Origin of the sequence: Acrocarpospora phusangensis (genome assembly GCF_016862995.1) — a bacterium.
GTDB lineage: Bacteria > Actinomycetota > Actinomycetes > Streptosporangiales > Streptosporangiaceae > Acrocarpospora > Acrocarpospora phusangensis.
The window spans coordinates 57688-73019 of sequence record NZ_BOOA01000025.1 but is presented as its reverse complement, the minus strand read 5'-3'; the positions used below and the strand labels follow the sequence as shown (position 1 = coordinate 73019).

Sequence of the window (15332 nt, the reverse complement as noted above, 5' to 3'; positions counted from 1 at the left end):
GAGCCCGCCCCTTCACCGGGAGTTCGAATGCCTGAAGGCTTCAAGATCGCAGACGCTTGGGTCGACATCCACGCGCGCGGTCACGAGGACGTCGGCCGGGAGGTCCGCGACGAGATCCGCGGGGACCGCAACTTCCAGCAGGCCGGCACGACGGCGGGCGCGGAGTTCGGCGCCGGGTTCACCCGCTCCGCTGATGGCCGCCTGAGGGACGCGCGAGGCAGGTTCGCCGCTGCGCACCGCGAGATGGGCCGCGACAGCGGGCAGGAGTTCGGCCGCGGCCTCGGCGACGGCATCGACCGCCAGCGGGGGCGGCTGCTCGCCCGGCTGGGGGATCTGGGTTCCGGGCTCGGCCGGTCGCTGATCGGCGGCCTGACCGGATCCCTGGCTGGCCTCGGCGGCGTCCTGACCGGCAGCCTCAAGCTGACCACGCTGGCGGGCGGGGTCGCCGCCATCGGCGCCGCGGCGGCATCGGCGGCCGGGTTCGTGACCCTGTTCGTCGCCGAGCTCATGCCGCTGCTCGGCATCACGGCCGCGCTGCCGGGCCTGGCCCTGAGCGCTGCCGCCGCGATCAGCGTGTGGAAGCTGGCGACGGGCGGACTCGGCGAAGCCATGGCGGCGGCCCGGTCCGGGAACCTGGAGGCGCTGGCCGCCGCGGTGAGCAAGCTGTCGGACAGCGGCCGGGCGTTCATCAACGAGTACGACGCGCTGATCCCGCGCATCCACGAGTTCAAAGCCGCCGCGCAGGACGCGTTCCTGTCCCAGATCAACGGCCAGCTGGCCCGCTGGCTGACCGCCCTGTCCGCGCTCCAGCCCGCGATTGCCGCGCTGGGCCAGGAGTTCGGCGGCCTGGTACGGCGCTTCCTGGACTTCGGCACCGCCCCGGGCACCATCGGCCAGGTCAACGCCGTCCTGGGGGATACCCGGACGCTGGTGGCCGCGGTCGGCGCCGCCCTGACCCCGCTGCTCACGGGCTTCACGGATCTGGGGGTGGCCGGGTCGTCCTGGCTGGCTTCCTTCGCGCCCGGTCTGCAGAACATGCTGACCACCTTCGGCGAGTGGATGTCGCAGATCGCGGCCTCCGGTCAGGCGACGGCGTGGATGAACTCCGCGGTCGACGTGCTCAAGCAGGTCGGCGCCGTCCTGGGCGACATCGGCGGCATCGGCGCCTCGGTGTTCAAGGCGATGGAGACCGCCGGCGGCAGCGCGCTCGGCGTGGTCGGCCAGCTGCTGGACGGCGTCAACCAGTTCCTGGCATCCGCCGAGGGCCAGACGGCGCTGGTTGAGATCTTCGGCGCGCTGGGGGCGGCTGGCCGCGCCTTCATGCCGGTGCTCAAGGACGTGTTCGGCGCGCTCGGCCAGCTGGCCCCCACCGTGGCGGGCCTGGCCGAGGTGGTCGGGCCGGTCCTGTCCGGTGCCGTCCAGGCCGTCACGCCCGCCCTGCAAGCGCTCGGGCCCGGCATCGCCGCGGTGTTCGGCGCGTTGGGCGTCACGGTGCGGCAGCTGGCCGACTCGGGCGCGCTGACCACGATGGCCGAGGCGTTCGGAGCGTTGCTGATCGCGCTGGCCCCGCTCCTGCCCGCCCTCGCTCAGGTGCTGATCCCGGTCTTGAACGGGTTGGCGGTGCTGACCCGCGACGTGGTGGCACCCGCCCTGTCGACCCTGGTCGGCTGGATCAGGCAGGGCGTGGACTGGCTGACCGGCAAGGGGTTGTCGGAGGATTCCTGGCTCGGCCGGATGATCGCCAACATCCGGGACACGGTGCTGCCGATCGCGTCCAAGGCGTTCGAGACCGTCAAGACGATCTTCACGGACGTGGTCGCGTGGTTTACCGACAACCAGGAGACCGTCTCCGGGTGGGGCGAGAAACTCGGCTCGATCTTCTCCAAGATCGGCGAAATCGTCACCTCCGTCTTCGAGCTGATCGGCGCCGTGTGGAACCGGATCGGGCAACCGCTGCTGGACGCGGTCGGCGGCATCTTCGGCGGCATCCTCGACGTGGTCGACGGCATCCTCACCGCCATCGGCGGCGTGTTCGACGTCTTCATCGGCATCTTCACCGGCGACTGGTCCAAGGCATGGGAAGGCGTCAAGAAGATCTTCAGCGGGGTGTGGGACGCGCTCAAGGGCCTGTTCACCACCGCCTGGGAGGCGCTCAAGGGCGTCGTCAACGTGGCGCTGGCCGCGTTCGGCACCACCTGGGAGAAAGTCTGGAACGGGATCAAGGACTTCTTCACCGACACCTGGGACAAAATCACCGGGGCGATCGGCCGCGCCAAAGACTTCGCGGTCGAGAAGTTCACCCAGCTCCTCACCTGGATCAAAGAGCTGCCCGGCAAGGTGCTGACCGCGATCGGCGACCTGGGCGCCCTGCTGGTGGACACCGGCAAGAACCTGGTCACCGGCCTGTGGAACGGCATCCTCGGCGCCTGGGACTGGTTCAAAACCAAGATCGGGGAGTTCTTCGGGGCGCTGCTGCCCGACTGGGCCAAAGACCTGCTCGGCATCGCCAGCCCTTCGACGGTGTTCGCGGAGATGGGCGGGCAGATCCCGGCCGGCCTGGTGCAGGGCATCCAGGGCCAGGCCGGGCAGGTGGCCGCCGCCGCGGCGCAGATGGCCGAGGCCGCGATGCGGGGCGCGCAGGCGGCCGGTGAGGGCCTGGTGGCGGTGCTGCGCCAGCTGGCCGACGGTCTGCCGGTCATCGCCCGCGCGATCACGTCCGTGTTCTCGGGGGTGCTGGACTGGCTGAACGCCGCCGTCACGGCGGTGAGCCGGGCCGCCCACGTCATCGGCCAGAACCTGATCATCGGGTTCTGGAACGGCATGAACTCCCAGTTCGACTGGCTGCGAAGCGCGATCCACAACTTCTTCTCCGCGATCATGCCGCAGTGGGTGCGGGACGCCCTCGGCATCCGCTCCCCGTCCGTCCTGTTCGCCGAGAAGGTCGGCCGCTGGATCCCGCCCGGCGTCGCCAAGGGCATCTCCGACAACTCGGCGGTGGTCCGCTCAGCCGGCCGGGACATGGTCGAGCAGGCGATGGCCGGCGCCGCGGCCGTGATGTCCGGCGCGGGACCGGTTGCCGGTGCCACGGCGGCTGGCGCCCGGACTGTCAACATCGACCGGATCGAAATCCGGGGCGTCTGGGACTTCACCGACCCGATCGCCGCCCGGAACATCGTGCGGTGGCTGCGGGAGGAACTGCGCCGCATGGAAGCCGAGTACGGGTGATTTGGATGGTCTGGGGGACGCATTGCGCCTAGGCCGTTAAAATGATCAACGTCCCTGATGTCTCCCCGCCAGCCCAGGAAAAGTCGCCGGGGGAGCCGCAGATCGAAGGGCCAAGTCGGTGACTTTGTCCCCATGCGCACCTTAAGCGGTGATTGAAGGCTGAGTCGGCGGTGCGTTCGACTCCCGGCAGGCACAACTGCCCCCTGAGTTTCAGCTAGAGTCGTTCTATGTGATCGCGTGGCCACGTCAGACGAGCCGTACGGACGTCTGGCAAAGGGCCCGCCGGCGCCCGCCCGGTTTCCCGACCCGCGGAACCCGGGCTCGCCTCCTCACAGGGGGCAGGAGGGCTTAGATCACTGATCAAAGGGGACAGTGATGGACCCGAGCAAGAACCTGGACTCGTCCAGGCGTACAACCCCCGAAGCAGCGTCGACCGACGCGGGCGAGGGGGGAAACCCTTCGCGAACCCCTGCGGACAAGGCCATGAAGAGGTGGCTGGCCTTCCAGGCCCTCACCTCGGCAGGCCGGTTCATCCAGGACATCGTGATGGAGTTCGTGGGCTAGCAGCCCTGGGCTAAGCACTCCAGAAGGGTGCAAAGGCCCAGGGCCGCCTTCCGGGAGGGCCTGCTGTTCTCCGAGTTCTCGCGAAACTCGGTGCGGGTCCTCCCTTTTCCGTACCCCTCAACGTAACAATCTGTAGTCGAGATGTCACGATGAGGAATCCTAGTGTCTCGCGGGTGGCATCGCGGAAGGATCGCAGATCCATCGGTGATTTCGGACTCCCCATGAGATAGATTGCCCGATCCCGCATGTTGGTTAGGGTATGTCACTCGTGTCAGACGTGACACAACTCCTCAGTGGTATGTCCCACTTTCGGGGTGCTTTATGTAGGTTTTCCGAGATGTTCTGGACATGCTACATGCCCAGAACAAGGGGGGCCGAAATACATCTGGCCATGACAGCGTCGCGCCGACGCGCGCCCCGGCCAGTCAACCCCGCTGAGCGAGTGGCCGTTCGGGAACAAGAGATCGCATCGAGCGAAACCCCCGGATCGTCTCCCCTACGGAAGTGCCAGACCACCGTAGGAGTGCCCAGGATCGCCGTAGGTGTGCGAGCGCTCGTTCGGGTAGCCGAAGCCTCCCGAACGTATGTACGGGCCGTTTGCGGCCCGCACGGTGCCCGGAATGCTTGACTCGGCGGGCACGAGGCCGTCGCGGGTTAGGTCGCTCTCACCCCCGCGAAAGACTGACCCTAGTTAGAGTTCAGGTATGGGTACTCCGCGCATGACCCTCCAGACGCAGCTCGTCCTGCGCGCCCTCCTGGAGGACCCCACCCGCGAGATGTACGGCCTGGAAATCTGCCACGCCGCCGGACTCCAGCCCGGGACTATCCACCCGATTCTGGTCAGGTTCGAGGGCATCGGCTGGCTGGAGTCGCATTTCGAGGATATCGACCCACACGCCGCCGGTCGGCCCCGCCGCCGCTACTACCGTCTCACTCCGGACGGAGCGGAACAGGCGCACAAGGCTCTCGCCCAGGCACCGACCAAGATCGCCAATTTGTTCGGGCTTCGTTCCCGGCTGCTCCCCGCGGTGCCTCGTGACTGATCGCGCCTTCGTCAGCATCGTCAGCGACAGCTTCTATCGCGCCTCCGAACTCACCAGCAACGTGACTGGCGAGCTCATATACGCCCGCGACTTCGCCCGCGACGACGAGTTCACCGACAGCCTCGCGCTCGGCCATGCTGTCCCCTATGCGCACGAGCTCGCCGATGCTCTCGACCGTGCAATCAGTGAGGTAATCCCAGCAACTTCTACGTGATCTTGCCGTGCTCGAAGTGCAGCAGAACGAGTGCGGATTTGGCGAGGTCTCCGACACGGCTGGGGCTGAGAGAAACATGCTGAAGGATCCGCCACCGCTGCTTCAGCAATGCGAACCCCCGTTCTCCCAAGCAACGGAGAGAACGCAGAAGCGCGTTTCTGGTACGCGTGTCAATGTCCAGCTCACGGCCATCGGCGGGCTGCTTGACCGGAGTGTGGACGCCGTGACCGGCCCCTTCGTAAGCCGGATCTGCCAGCAACGGCGGACACTGGCGATTTCAAGGACTTCCCAGCGGTCTTCTCGGTCGAGGGGCGGAAGGCGGTCGAGATCGTGGTGGACTTCGGTTCGCCGAACAGCGGGTTCAAGTTCCAGCCCAGGGAATACACCGTGGAGATCGAAGCTAAGTTGGGCCACTTCGACCACTGGACCCCTCTCGTCAGGTTCGCCCTCCATCTGGAAAACGCCATCCATCCCGGGAGCTACATCGCCTACAGCAACAACCCCGACCAGGTCACCCCCGAAGAGCAGGCTCGGGCGGATCAACTCATCCGTTCGACGGAGTGAGGGCCAGTCCTTAGCAAGTTGCTAGCCGTTTGCTACGGCGTTGCCATCGGAGAAGACACCGACCTGCTCCTCCTAGAGAGGCCGCGAACCGTGGCTCGCATGGCTCGCATGGCTCGCAGACACCCACCCACGCGAGCTTGCGAGTCACGCGAGCCACGAAAACGGACCATCTCAGGACGACGAGAGGTCGCCACGTAGAGACCTGATCACAACCCGATGCCTTTCGACAGCGCGTTACCGACCACGCCGAGCGCAACGGCCTGGCCGTTCTCCCGCAGCCACAGCGCCGTCTTGCGGAGATGGCCAGCTTGCTCGGGCTCGGCGTCGGCCGCGGCCTTCTCCAACGCAGCGACAAGCCGCTCGGCCAGAGACTCCGGTGTCGGCCACGCACCCACGGCCCGGCGCGCATGACCTGTCGGACTGTGGATTCCGCTGATCTCCTGTCCGTCGCTATCGAAGTCGGTGGTGTCGGTGAACTCGAAGAAGGGCGGGCGCTCGCCGGCGAGCGCGACGAGAGAGCGCTGGACGGTGAGCTCATCCCAGCCGAGGTACTCGGCGATCTCGTAGCCGTCCATGGGTGCGCGGCCCTTCTCGGCCATTTCCAGGACGGCCGTGAGGACGGGCAGGTCTCTGTCTTCCCAAGTGGTCATGCGGGTGAATCTGCCGCATCCGGTCCGCGGGTGCCAGTCCGTACCACGACCTGCCCGGCCATCAAAGCGCGAGCCTACTGATCGTCCAGCGACAGATTTTGAGCGCCGCCGCGAGCAGACGAATGGCAGCGCTCAATCTACGGTCTGTTGGTGGGGAATCTAGGCTGCCTGCGGCTCGCCAGGCGAATACTTCAAGCGCTCGCGCTCGCCATTCTGGCGATCAGCCTCGCCGGTTGCGGCTCTTACCCTGAGCAGCATGATGAGCGCCTTCGCAAAGCCGCCGGCGTCGTGACGTTCCGGATCACATGCGCGAAGGATCTCTGGGAGCGCACCAGCAAGCAGCCGGGGTTTGTCGAGGTCAAGGCGAAATCCGTCAAGGACACGGGGGTGGGCGATAGCACCGTGGTCGTGGAGCTAAGCGGGGCACAACTGGTCGACTACCTGGAACTTCTCGCGGACTGGTCCTTCTCTTCAGCAAGGTCTAGCGATCCTCTCTCGGAGAGGATGTATAACGCCATTGCCCCAGTTGTGGACAAGATCAGCGGACCTCTATCGCCGGGCTCAGAACCGCCGAGCGTGGTCGTAAACGATACGGCGGGTGGTTCAACGTCCACCCCGATCACGACCCCCACCCCGAGCACGTCCCGCTAGCTCACTGAGTCCGACCGTCACGCAAGCCGCGCAGTCGCGTACTCGGCGAACTCCCGGCCGACTGCAGAGGGGCCGCGCGCGGCCAGTTCGCCGCTGAACGTCCGTAACAGGCCCGAACCGCGGCTGGTGTCGACCTGGTCGGCGAGCAGGTCGACCACGCGCCGCGCGGTCATACAGCTCTCGTCGAGGCGCCCTCTCCGCAACTGCGCCGTGGCCACGCGTCCGAGCCACGTCGCCCGATCCCGGGGATACCGCTCCCCGCAGGACGCGACTGCGGCCGTCAGCTCCCGCTCAGCGCCGAGGTAGTCCCCCATGTCGTAGAGCGCGCGGCCGAGCTGTGCTGAGATGCGAGTCTCGTCAACCCAGTAAGCCCACGGCGGTGCATCGCCGACCACCGCGCGGCCGAGCAACTCGCTCGCACGGTTGAGCGCGGCCCGTGCCGTGTTCTGGTCGGCCACCTTCGCGTACGCCCGACCGAGCCGAGCCCACGTCATCGCCTGCACGGCTTCCGGCGTCTTGGCCGACTCGGCGGCGGCCAGGTCCATGAGCTTGGTCGCGTCATCGAGGCGGCCCGTCGCGTACGAGAGCGTGCCCATGAAGCCGACGACATTCACGCCCAACGCGCGGTCGCCGACGGCGCTCGTGGCTCGCAGCGCGGCCAGGTAGTAGGACTGGGCCGCCGCGTACCGGCCGCTCTCTGCGGCGGCCCATCCGGCGAGGCGCGCGGCCTCGGCCGCCGTGGCGTAGAGGCGGCGGCCGGTCTCGTTCTGGTAGCTGCCGTTCTTGAGCAGGTCGGTGATGAACCGGAGATCCGCGTTCAGCGCGGAGAGCAGCGCCCCGCCGCCGTGCTCGTCGTCCATCCGCCGGCGCGTGGCCATCAGCTGTTCGATCTCGTCAACGAGCGCCGTACTGACCTGGCGGCCGTCCTCCTGGTAGGCGATCCACGGCCCGGGGTTCAGGCGCCATTGGAAGACGGGGAGGAGGATCTCGGCCCCCGCGAGAACGATGAACCTCCGGCGGTCCACAGGCGCCTCCTCCGTGACGTTGTCGAGTGCTCGGACGGTTCCTTCCCGATCCCACGTCTCTGTCGCCCCCGCCACTGCCCCGGTTGGTAGCCAGCGCGGCCAACTCGTACGGGCGTACGCCTCGCGGCTCACCTCGAACAGCTCGCGTAGTACAGCCTGAGCCGCCGCGTCGGGGACTACCCCACGTTCCCATCGGGTGACGGTCTTGCGGGTCGTGCCGAGGCCACGGGCGCGCATGAGTGCGGCCAGGGTCTCCTGGGACCATCCTCGTTGACGACGTGCATCGGCGAGCGGATGCGCCGGTGGTTCGAGATCGGCCACTGGAGACCCCTCCTGACCCCTACCTGCCCCTGCTAGACCCGTTGGTCACCCGTCCGACTCGGCTCTCAATGGCGGTATGAGCGCGCTATTCCTTCAGACGTCCCGTTTTACGCGCCCATTCGAGGACGTCAGCGAGCCACCACCATGCCCTGTTGGAGATCTTTCCCGCTGGCTCGGGGAACTTCTCGACGGTCACCCACTCCTTGGCCGAACGGTGCCGCCAGGTAACGACTGTATGCACGGAGACGCCGAGAGCGTCGGCGATACCGTCGATGCCTACTGGAGTCCAAGGATGCTGTGGGCGTCCGCTCATGGGCGAAGTGTAAGCCTTCCCCTCGCGTATGTCTCTATTGCGCGAGTGCGACAAACACCCGAGTGTCTGCCGTTGACAGGTGAGTGGGTTAGGCATACGGTCAAGGCACAACAAAAGAGCGGGCCTGCCCGGTGTTGGAGCACCAGAACAGGCCCTCATCGACCACCTGCCACAACAGGAGGAAGACGTATGCCCGATCTTAGGGCCTCGACTGCGTCGTGCCTGCGCTGCGGTCGCAACTTAACGTCGCCGGAGAGCATCCAGCGCGGCTACGGCCGACAGTGCCGGACGCTCATGTCCCTGGCCACGACCAAGCCCACCCCTGAGGGTTTCAGCGCCACCCAGATGGACAAGGCGTGGGAGGCCATCGAGCAGGGTGCGATCGTCCGGACGTCCCGGTTCGAGATGTTCACCGCCGTGTCGACGGACGGCACCACCCACTATCTGATCAGGCCGGGCTCCTGCACGTGCCCGGCCGGTCAGCGCGGCCACCTCTGCTACCACCGCTTGGCCGTGCACATCATCACAGCCACCGTTGGCCGGAAGGTGGTGGCCTCGTGAACGACATGTCCCCGCCGTGCCCCGCCTGGTGCGCGCCCGGCAGCAACACCGCGGCCGCCATCGGCCACGGCTCCCAGGACGGCCGCCGTGTCCACTGGCGCGACCTCGGCCAGGCCACCAGACGCCTCGACGTCAGCGCCGAAGCCGGCCTCATCCAGGTCGAGTACGCCGCCGTCGAGGGCGAACCCTTCCAGTCCGACGCCAGCGAGAAGCCCGCCAACGTGCGCGTCTACTGGCGCGGCCCCACCCGCGAAGAGCGCGGCCACGGCGACTTCACCGCCGAGCAGGCGGCCGTCCTCGCGTGGCTGCTGGAACGGCTGACCCTGCGCGAGCTCCGCACGCTCGGCGAGCGGCTGAACCAGGGCGCCGCCCTGCTGGCAGGTGAGGCCCGATGAGTGCCGAACTCGCCCTCGCCACCCGCGAACTGGAGCGCCGTCTCGCCGCCGGCGAGGTCGCTTCCCCCGAGATGGCCGCGATCTACCGCCAGCTGATCGCCAACAGCTACACCCTGGCCAGCATGCGCCTGGAGATCGAGGCGATGCAGCAGCCGTACACCCCGTCCCGCCCGCTGGCCCCCGTCGTCGAGCTGGCCGAGCGCCGCAAGGCGGTGACGTCGTGAAGGACCTGAACGAGAACGTGTACGCGATCGGCATCGCCGCCGGCTCCGCGCTGACCCTGGAACTGGTCGGCCTCTACGGCTTCGACGCCGCCGTATTCTCCACCGACCGGAGTATCTCGGCAGTCCTGTCCGAGGAAGAGCACGAGATCCTTTACGACGCCGTGCAGCGGATCGTGGCCCTGCGCCTCCCGCCCGACGACCTGGCCGGGGTGGTCTGCCCGCCCGGCGCGTGCACCCGCGAGGACTGCGCCTCCCCGACCTGCCGGGGGTGGGGTCGATGAAAGCCGACCGATACAGGCTGGGCATGTTCAGCGGCGCCGTACTGGCCCTGGAGATGATCGACCGCCACGGCATCGAGGGCGCGGTCACGCCCACCAAGCAGGTGGTCTCCAACGGCTTGACCGCCACCGAGCAGGAGATCATGAACGAGGCCGTGATGCGCGTCATGGCCCTGCGCGCCGCCCCGGACGACGTCTCCACGGTCGTGGCCACGTCGCCCGACTGTGGCCGCCCCGGATGCACCTCTCCGACGTGTGGGAGGGCCGCGCGATGACGTGCCTGACTCCGTGGTGCGCCGACCACTCGCCCGAGCTCGACATGTGCGACGCCGCGCCCATCCCCGTGCCGCTCTTCCAGCGTCAGATGTCCGGGGGCATCCCGGGCGCCGTGTACCTGTCCGTGGTGGCCGGCGGGTCGCCCACGGTGGCCCTGTACGGCAGCGCCGACGAGATGAGCCTGGAGCAGGCCGACGCCGTCGCGTACGCGCTGCTGGCCATGACCGCCCGCGCCCGCGCGGCTGACCAGTCCCACCGTAACCGAGGTTACGGTGCGCCGACCTGCGGAGAAGGGGCGGTCTGATGGACGAGATCGTGTCCCTGATCGTGGGCGACGACCCCGGCCAGAACTTCCGCGAGTTCCTCAACAACCTCAGCGAGGCGCAGGAGATGGCCGTGCTCGCCTACCTGGCCGCCAACCTGGCCGAGGTGACCGCGACCCGCCTGGCCCTGATCGGTGCCGAGATGGAGCGCGCGGCGCGCGAGGAAGCGGGGGCCGCGCGATGACGACGCCGCAATGCCAGACCTTCGCGTGGTGTATCGAACCGGACGGCCACGAACGCCGGGCCGAGCCCACCGTGCACTGGCGGAAGCTGGCCGCGCTCGAAAGCCGCACCGGCGCGCTTCACGTCGAGGTGAGCCTGCGCGGCGACGCCGAACGTGAGCACGTGCACCTGGTGCTGTCCGACGGCTACCTGGGGCCGGCCGTGCGGCAGACCTTCGACCTCGCCGACGACCTCGCCGAGGCCCTCGGCAGTCTCCTGCTGACCCTGTCACCCGACGACACCCTGAAGTTCGGCGAGGCCCTCATGCACGGCGGCCTGGCGATTGGAGGCCGCTGGTGAACACCAACCAGCCACCGCACGGACCGGAGACCACACACCCGTCACCGCCGGTCACGAACCCGGCCACGCGCCGCGCCGCGATCCTCGTCGTGAGCGTCATCGCCGCCGTCGCCGCCTACGTCAGCTTCCGGCACCAGTTCGGGTTGGCCCGCAAGGCAGGCGACCCGGTCGAACTGGCATGGACGCTGCCCGTCCTCATCGACGGCATGATCGCCATGGCCAGCCTGGTGATGCTGGACTCGTCCAAGCGCGGCCAGTCCGCGCCATGGCTCGCCCGGATCACCCTCGCCGCCGGCGCTCTCGCAACCCTCGCCGCCAACGTGGCTCACGGCTGGTCGGGCGGACCGGAATCCCGCCTGATCAGCGCCGTCGCGCCGCTGGTCCTGGTGGTGGCGTACGAACTCCTGATGGGCATGCTCCGCCGGGGTGCGGCGGTCGCCGAACCGGCGGCTGCCGTACGAGAGGATGACCAGCCTGCCGAACCCGAACTCGACATGCCGGTCCTGACGCCTACCGTTCCGCGCACGGCTGTCGAGGCGGCTCGCACCGCTTACGAAGCCTCCGTCGCCGACGGCCACCCAATCTCCGAACGCGGGCTGAGTGACCGGTTCAAACTGACCCGACCCCAGGCCCGCCAGCTGATCGGCGAGGTGGTCGTGGGCGCGGTCCAGGCCGACTACTCCGTGACCGGGGACAGGCCCGAGCCCGGCCAGCTGGTCAGCCGGTACGGCATCAGCCGCCAACGCGCGGCCGCGATCCTCGCGCCGCTGGCCAACGCCGGCCCGGCCGAGCCGACCGACGAGGAGCTGGTGGCCGGGCTCACCCCGGCCGAAGTCCTCGCCGGGCCTGGCCTGACCAAGCTGCGTGAGCGGCACCCCGCCGCAGTGAACGGGACCGGTGCGTGATGGCCACCCGCAGGAAGGCCGCCGGGTGCAAGGCGAGCGCGGGCGACTGGTTCGGCCTGGCCGTCATCGCGCTCACCCTGTGGGCGCTCGGGCTCACCGCCTCCCGCCTCGACCGCATCGCCCCGCTCGTCGCGTTCGGCGTAGGCCTGTTCGCCGGCGCCGCCGGAGTGCTCGCCGCACGCAGCGCAGCATCCCGCCTGCTGGCCCGCGCGAGCATCCGGATCTCCCTCACCCGGAGGGCCAAGCCATGAACCAGGCCCGCTACATCGCGCTGCTGGCGCTGCACCGGTTGATGCTCGCGCTGGTGGACCTCGGCACCGCCGCGATCCTCCTGCTGGGCGCGCTGGACGCGTACGTGTCCGCCGTGTTCGGCACCCGCCGCGTCTCGACCATGGCCCGCCAGTTCGCCGCCTTGATTAAGGAGCACCGTTGACCACCCCCGAACCTCGGCCCGGCCGCAACCGCATCCCCGAACTCGCCAACATCCCGTGGGCGGGCCCGGCCGCCATCACCGCCTACTCCCGCGAGGGCCGCGCGCTCTGCCGGGACCTGAGCGAGGAGTTCGGGATGGGCGCCGACGAGCTGTACGCCGTCCTGATCCGCAGCTTCAAGGGCCACCCGGTGCTCGCCCTGCTCGGCGCGCCCGACGTCCGGCGGAAGGCCAAGCGGACGGTCAAGCGGCTCCAGCGCGCGGCCACCCTTCAGCGCGCCGCGGCGGTCGAGCTGGTGAAGTTCCACGCCCAGTTCCGCAAGGAGTTCGTGGACGTGCTCCCGCAGGCCAAGCCGGAGAACAGGCCGTCCACCTTCAACTGGAAGGACGTGTGATGGCCCGCACCACCAGCATCCGCGTCGAGACGCCGCCGTCCGAGCCGGGCGGCATGAGCCAGGTGGCCGCGCGCGAGGTGAGCAAGGTCCTGCTGTACGCCTCCCCGTGGGCGATCGGCCTGCTGCTGCTCGGGCTCGGCGCGGCCTTCCATTTCACCCTGCGCAGCGACGACCCGCAGGTGGTCGCCTGGACCACGGCAGGGATCACCCTGTGCGCGCTGGTCCTGACGTGGCTGACCTGGCACCAGTCCCACGCCCGCAGCACCACCGGCCGGGCGCACACCACGCTGACCACCGCCCTGGCCGGGATGTGGGTGTGCGCGGCCACCATCAGCGGGCCGCTCTCGACCGCCACCGGCCGCGCCTACGTCATCGGCGGCGTCACCCTCGCGCTCAGCTTCAACATCCGGACGGTCATCAGGGTCAAGCAGGTCGACGTCCCGGCCATCGCCAACGACCCGCTGACCGCGCTGTTCGGCACCGCGGCGGCTAAGGCGGGCATGCCCGCGATTGAGGCCCGCACTACCGCCCGCACCGAGCACAAGATCGAGGCGGACATTCAGCTGGAGGCCGGCAAGCAGGTGGCCGACGACTTCCAGCGGCGGGCGCCCTACATCGAGTCGGGCATGGGCCTGCCGCCCGGGTCGGTGACCACCTCGATTGACCCCGACGACGCCAGCAAGGCCAAGGCCGTCTTCTCCGATCCGCGCGTCATGAAGCGCCCGCTGCCCTGGCCGGGTCCTTCTCTGCCGGGCGGGTCGATCGCGGACGCTCTGCGGATCGGGCTGTGGCAGGACCTGGACGACGTCCTCTACGTCATCGTGGGCCACCACCTCCAGCTGATGGGCATGTCCGGCGCGGGCAAGTCCATCGGCGGCTGCTGGAACATCCTCGGAGACGCCATCACCCGCGTAGACGTCGCGGTGTTCGCCGCCGACGTCACCAAAGGCCGGCAGACGCTCGGGCCGCTGGAGGAGTCCCTGCACCGCTTCGAGGACACCACCGCGGGCGCCCGCGCCATGCTGCGCGACCTTCAGGCGGAGGTGAAGAACCGCACCAACCAGCTGTCCGCGCGCGGGCTCACCAAGTGGCGGCAGGGATGCGGCCTGACGTACTGGATCATCTGGCTGGAGGAGTGCCCCGACATCCTCGACGCGCTCACCGACTCCGAGATGGAACAGTTCCTGTCCCTGGTCAAGGCCCTGCGATCCGCCGGCGGCACCGTCGTGCTGTCCCTCCAGCGCTCCGACTACACCCAGATGCCCACGATCGCGCGCGGCCAGCTCGGCAACATGTGCTTCGGCGTCGCCAACTCCGGTGATGCCTCCTTCGGCCTGTCGGAGGCCATGGAGGAGGCCGGCGCCCGGCCGGAGCTGTGGGAGAACGGGCAGCCGGGCATGGCCTACCTGGGCGCGCCCACGATCCCCCGGGACCGCATCGCGATGCCGCTGCGGACGTTCGCGTGGGGCATGGTCGGCGAGGAGTTCGACGACGAGGTGGCCACCGCGGCGATGCGCGAGCACGCCGCGCTGTTCCCGGCCGCCGCCAAGCAGGTGGACGAAGGCACGGCCCGGCTGGCAAAGCTCGTCCAGTCGCCCGCGTCTGCGCAGGCCACCGCCACGGCGGTGGTGGACCAACCTCCCATTGACCGGGAGCTGCTCGTCCAAGCCGCCGAGCTCGTCGTCACCACCCAGTTCGGCTCTCCCCAGATGCTTCAGCGCAAGCTGCGTGTGCCGTGGGAGCAGGCCCGAGAGCTCGTGGCCGCTCTTCAGGACGCCGGGGTTCTCGGCCCGGCGCGCGAGAACGCAGCGCCCAAGGTGCTGCGCGGCGCCGACGAGCTCGACGAGGTGCTGGACGATCTGCGCGGCCACGAAGACGACGACCAGGAGGAGGACGGTGTGGACGACGACGAGGACGTGGTGGGCGAGTACCTGCCGCCCGGCGACGACCCGGACCCGGACGTGCAGGCCGGGATGGACGACGAGATCCCCGACATCGACGAGGGCGAGCCGCCGTGGACGTTCGATCGCGGCGAGTCGATGACGCCGGAGGCCCGGCACGCCGCGCTCATCACCCTGTTGCAGGACTGGTGGGATGGCGGCCGGCGGGATTTCCAGACCGGCGACCTGTCCCCGCTGTGGTCGAGCACGGACATGACCCGCCAGTGGGCACAGGGCCGCCTGCGGAAGCTGCGCGGGGACGAGGTGCTCGGGTACGACGAGGACGCGCAGCGCCACCTGATGCTCACCCGCCCGGAGTAGCCCGCCCGCGCCCGTTGCACCCTCGCGGAGGGGAGGGGGTGCAACGGGCGAGGGGGTCACAGGTCAGAGGCGGTGTGGCACCCCTGTTGCACCCCGTCGTTGCACCCTTCGTTGCAGGGGGGCGTTGCACCCCCGTTGCACCCCTATTCAAGATCGAAAATCTCGAGAGCGCGCAGCCCACGCGCAGCCGTA

The 15332-nt window shown here is 68.9% G+C and carries 22 protein-coding genes; 19 read left to right on the top strand and 3 right to left on the bottom strand.

Translation table 11 applies throughout. The annotated features are described in order from the left end of the window. Nucleotides 1-27: 27 nt before the first annotated feature. The 4 genes from Aph01nite_RS17015 to Aph01nite_RS17000 all read left to right on the top strand — a co-directional run bounded on the left by Aph01nite_RS17015 (nucleotide 28) and on the right by Aph01nite_RS17000 (nucleotide 5046). Nucleotides 28-3225 (top strand): phage tail protein, encoded by a 3198-nt coding sequence (locus Aph01nite_RS17015; RefSeq protein ID WP_204041864.1) that lies wholly within the window; start codon nucleotides 28-30, stop codon nucleotides 3223-3225. Nucleotides 3226-3600: 375 nt separating this feature from the next. After that, nucleotides 3601-3789: a hypothetical protein gene (locus Aph01nite_RS17010; RefSeq protein WP_204041863.1), complete on the top strand. Its 189-nt coding sequence runs from the start codon at nucleotides 3601-3603 to the stop codon at nucleotides 3787-3789. 704 nt (nucleotides 3790-4493) lie between these two features. Next, nucleotides 4494-4832, top strand: a complete 339-nt coding sequence (locus Aph01nite_RS17005) for a PadR family transcriptional regulator (protein WP_239161758.1) — start codon at nucleotides 4494-4496, stop codon at nucleotides 4830-4832. Continuing rightward, nucleotides 4825-5046: a hypothetical protein gene (locus tag Aph01nite_RS17000; protein ID WP_204041862.1), complete on the top strand. Its 222-nt coding sequence runs from the start codon at nucleotides 4825-4827 to the stop codon at nucleotides 5044-5046. Before Aph01nite_RS17005 ends, Aph01nite_RS17000 begins: the two co-directional genes overlap by 8 nt. On the opposite strand, the gene Aph01nite_RS16995 is transcribed toward Aph01nite_RS17000, so the two are convergent. Then, entirely contained in the window at nucleotides 5039-5305 is a 267-nt protein-coding gene (locus Aph01nite_RS16995; protein WP_239161757.1) for a transposase family protein, read from the bottom strand. The genes Aph01nite_RS17000 and Aph01nite_RS16995 overlap by 8 nt on opposite strands. A 71-nt stretch (nucleotides 5306-5376) precedes the next feature. On the opposite strand from Aph01nite_RS16995, the gene Aph01nite_RS16990 reads away from it, so the two are divergent. After that, a complete protein-coding gene (locus Aph01nite_RS16990; protein WP_204041861.1) occupies nucleotides 5377-5610 on the top strand; it encodes a hypothetical protein in 234 nt (77 codons plus the stop codon). Nucleotides 5611-5816: 206 nt separating this feature from the next. On the opposite strand, the gene Aph01nite_RS16985 is transcribed toward Aph01nite_RS16990, so the two are convergent. After that, the gene (locus Aph01nite_RS16985) at nucleotides 5817-6260 is read right to left on the bottom strand and encodes a hypothetical protein (protein WP_204041860.1); all 444 of its coding nucleotides are present in this window, start codon (nucleotides 6258-6260) and stop codon (nucleotides 5817-5819) included. A 150-nt stretch (nucleotides 6261-6410) separates the two neighbouring features. Between Aph01nite_RS16985 and Aph01nite_RS16980 the strand changes: the two genes are divergently transcribed. Beyond that, nucleotides 6411-6911: a hypothetical protein gene (locus Aph01nite_RS16980; protein ID WP_239161756.1), complete on the top strand. Its 501-nt coding sequence runs from the start codon at nucleotides 6411-6413 to the stop codon at nucleotides 6909-6911. A gap of 17 nt (nucleotides 6912-6928) precedes the next feature. On the opposite strand, the gene Aph01nite_RS16975 is transcribed toward Aph01nite_RS16980, so the two are convergent. Continuing rightward, complete coding sequence (locus Aph01nite_RS16975; RefSeq protein WP_507762532.1) at nucleotides 6929-8257, bottom strand: helix-turn-helix domain-containing protein; 1329 nt, start codon at nucleotides 8255-8257, stop codon at nucleotides 6929-6931. Between the two features lie 502 nt (nucleotides 8258-8759). Here Aph01nite_RS16975 and Aph01nite_RS16970 point away from each other — a divergent pair. The 13 genes from Aph01nite_RS16970 to Aph01nite_RS16910 are packed head-to-tail and all read left to right on the top strand — an operon-like array spanning nucleotide 8760 to nucleotide 15140. Continuing rightward, nucleotides 8760-9131 carry a DUF6011 domain-containing protein gene (locus Aph01nite_RS16970; protein WP_204041858.1) on the top strand — a complete coding sequence of 124 codons (372 nt, stop codon included), beginning with the start codon at nucleotides 8760-8762 and terminating at the stop codon, nucleotides 9129-9131. Next, on the top strand, nucleotides 9128-9526 hold the full coding sequence (locus Aph01nite_RS16965) for a hypothetical protein (protein WP_204041857.1): 399 nt from the start codon (nucleotides 9128-9130) through the stop codon (nucleotides 9524-9526). The genes Aph01nite_RS16970 and Aph01nite_RS16965 overlap by 4 nt, the downstream gene beginning before the upstream one ends. Next, nucleotides 9523-9750, top strand: a complete 228-nt coding sequence (locus Aph01nite_RS16960; RefSeq protein ID WP_204041856.1) for a hypothetical protein — start codon at nucleotides 9523-9525, stop codon at nucleotides 9748-9750. Before Aph01nite_RS16965 ends, Aph01nite_RS16960 begins: the two co-directional genes overlap by 4 nt. Beyond that, nucleotides 9747-10031, top strand: a complete 285-nt coding sequence (locus tag Aph01nite_RS16955; RefSeq protein ID WP_204041855.1) for a hypothetical protein — start codon at nucleotides 9747-9749, stop codon at nucleotides 10029-10031. The genes Aph01nite_RS16960 and Aph01nite_RS16955 overlap by 4 nt, the downstream gene beginning before the upstream one ends. After that, nucleotides 10028-10303: a hypothetical protein gene (locus Aph01nite_RS16950; RefSeq protein WP_204041854.1), complete on the top strand. Its 276-nt coding sequence runs from the start codon at nucleotides 10028-10030 to the stop codon at nucleotides 10301-10303. The genes Aph01nite_RS16955 and Aph01nite_RS16950 overlap by 4 nt, the downstream gene beginning before the upstream one ends. Then, complete coding sequence (locus Aph01nite_RS16945; protein ID WP_204041853.1) at nucleotides 10300-10608, top strand: hypothetical protein; 309 nt, start codon at nucleotides 10300-10302, stop codon at nucleotides 10606-10608. The genes Aph01nite_RS16950 and Aph01nite_RS16945 overlap by 4 nt, the downstream gene beginning before the upstream one ends. After that, a complete protein-coding gene (locus tag Aph01nite_RS16940; RefSeq protein ID WP_204041852.1) occupies nucleotides 10608-10811 on the top strand; it encodes a hypothetical protein in 204 nt (67 codons plus the stop codon). The genes Aph01nite_RS16945 and Aph01nite_RS16940 overlap by 1 nt, the downstream gene beginning before the upstream one ends. Then, nucleotides 10808-11149, top strand: coding sequence for a hypothetical protein (locus tag Aph01nite_RS16935; protein ID WP_204041851.1), 342 nt, complete (start codon nucleotides 10808-10810; stop codon nucleotides 11147-11149). Before Aph01nite_RS16940 ends, Aph01nite_RS16935 begins: the two co-directional genes overlap by 4 nt. After that, a complete protein-coding gene (locus Aph01nite_RS16930) occupies nucleotides 11146-12054 on the top strand; it encodes a DUF2637 domain-containing protein (protein WP_204041850.1) in 909 nt (302 codons plus the stop codon). Before Aph01nite_RS16935 ends, Aph01nite_RS16930 begins: the two co-directional genes overlap by 4 nt. Further along, nucleotides 12054-12305 carry a hypothetical protein gene (locus tag Aph01nite_RS16925; RefSeq protein WP_204041849.1) on the top strand — a complete coding sequence of 84 codons (252 nt, stop codon included), beginning with the start codon at nucleotides 12054-12056 and terminating at the stop codon, nucleotides 12303-12305. Before Aph01nite_RS16930 ends, Aph01nite_RS16925 begins: the two co-directional genes overlap by 1 nt. Beyond that, nucleotides 12302-12487 (top strand): hypothetical protein, encoded by a 186-nt coding sequence (locus tag Aph01nite_RS16920; protein ID WP_204041848.1) that lies wholly within the window; start codon nucleotides 12302-12304, stop codon nucleotides 12485-12487. The genes Aph01nite_RS16925 and Aph01nite_RS16920 overlap by 4 nt, the downstream gene beginning before the upstream one ends. Further along, nucleotides 12484-12879, top strand: a complete 396-nt coding sequence (locus tag Aph01nite_RS16915) for a TraA-like protein (protein WP_204041847.1) — start codon at nucleotides 12484-12486, stop codon at nucleotides 12877-12879. The genes Aph01nite_RS16920 and Aph01nite_RS16915 overlap by 4 nt, the downstream gene beginning before the upstream one ends. Then, the gene (locus Aph01nite_RS16910) at nucleotides 12879-15140 is read left to right on the top strand and encodes a DNA translocase FtsK (protein ID WP_204041846.1); all 2262 of its coding nucleotides are present in this window, start codon (nucleotides 12879-12881) and stop codon (nucleotides 15138-15140) included. The genes Aph01nite_RS16915 and Aph01nite_RS16910 overlap by 1 nt, the downstream gene beginning before the upstream one ends. The last annotated feature ends 192 nt before the right edge of the window (nucleotides 15141-15332 follow it).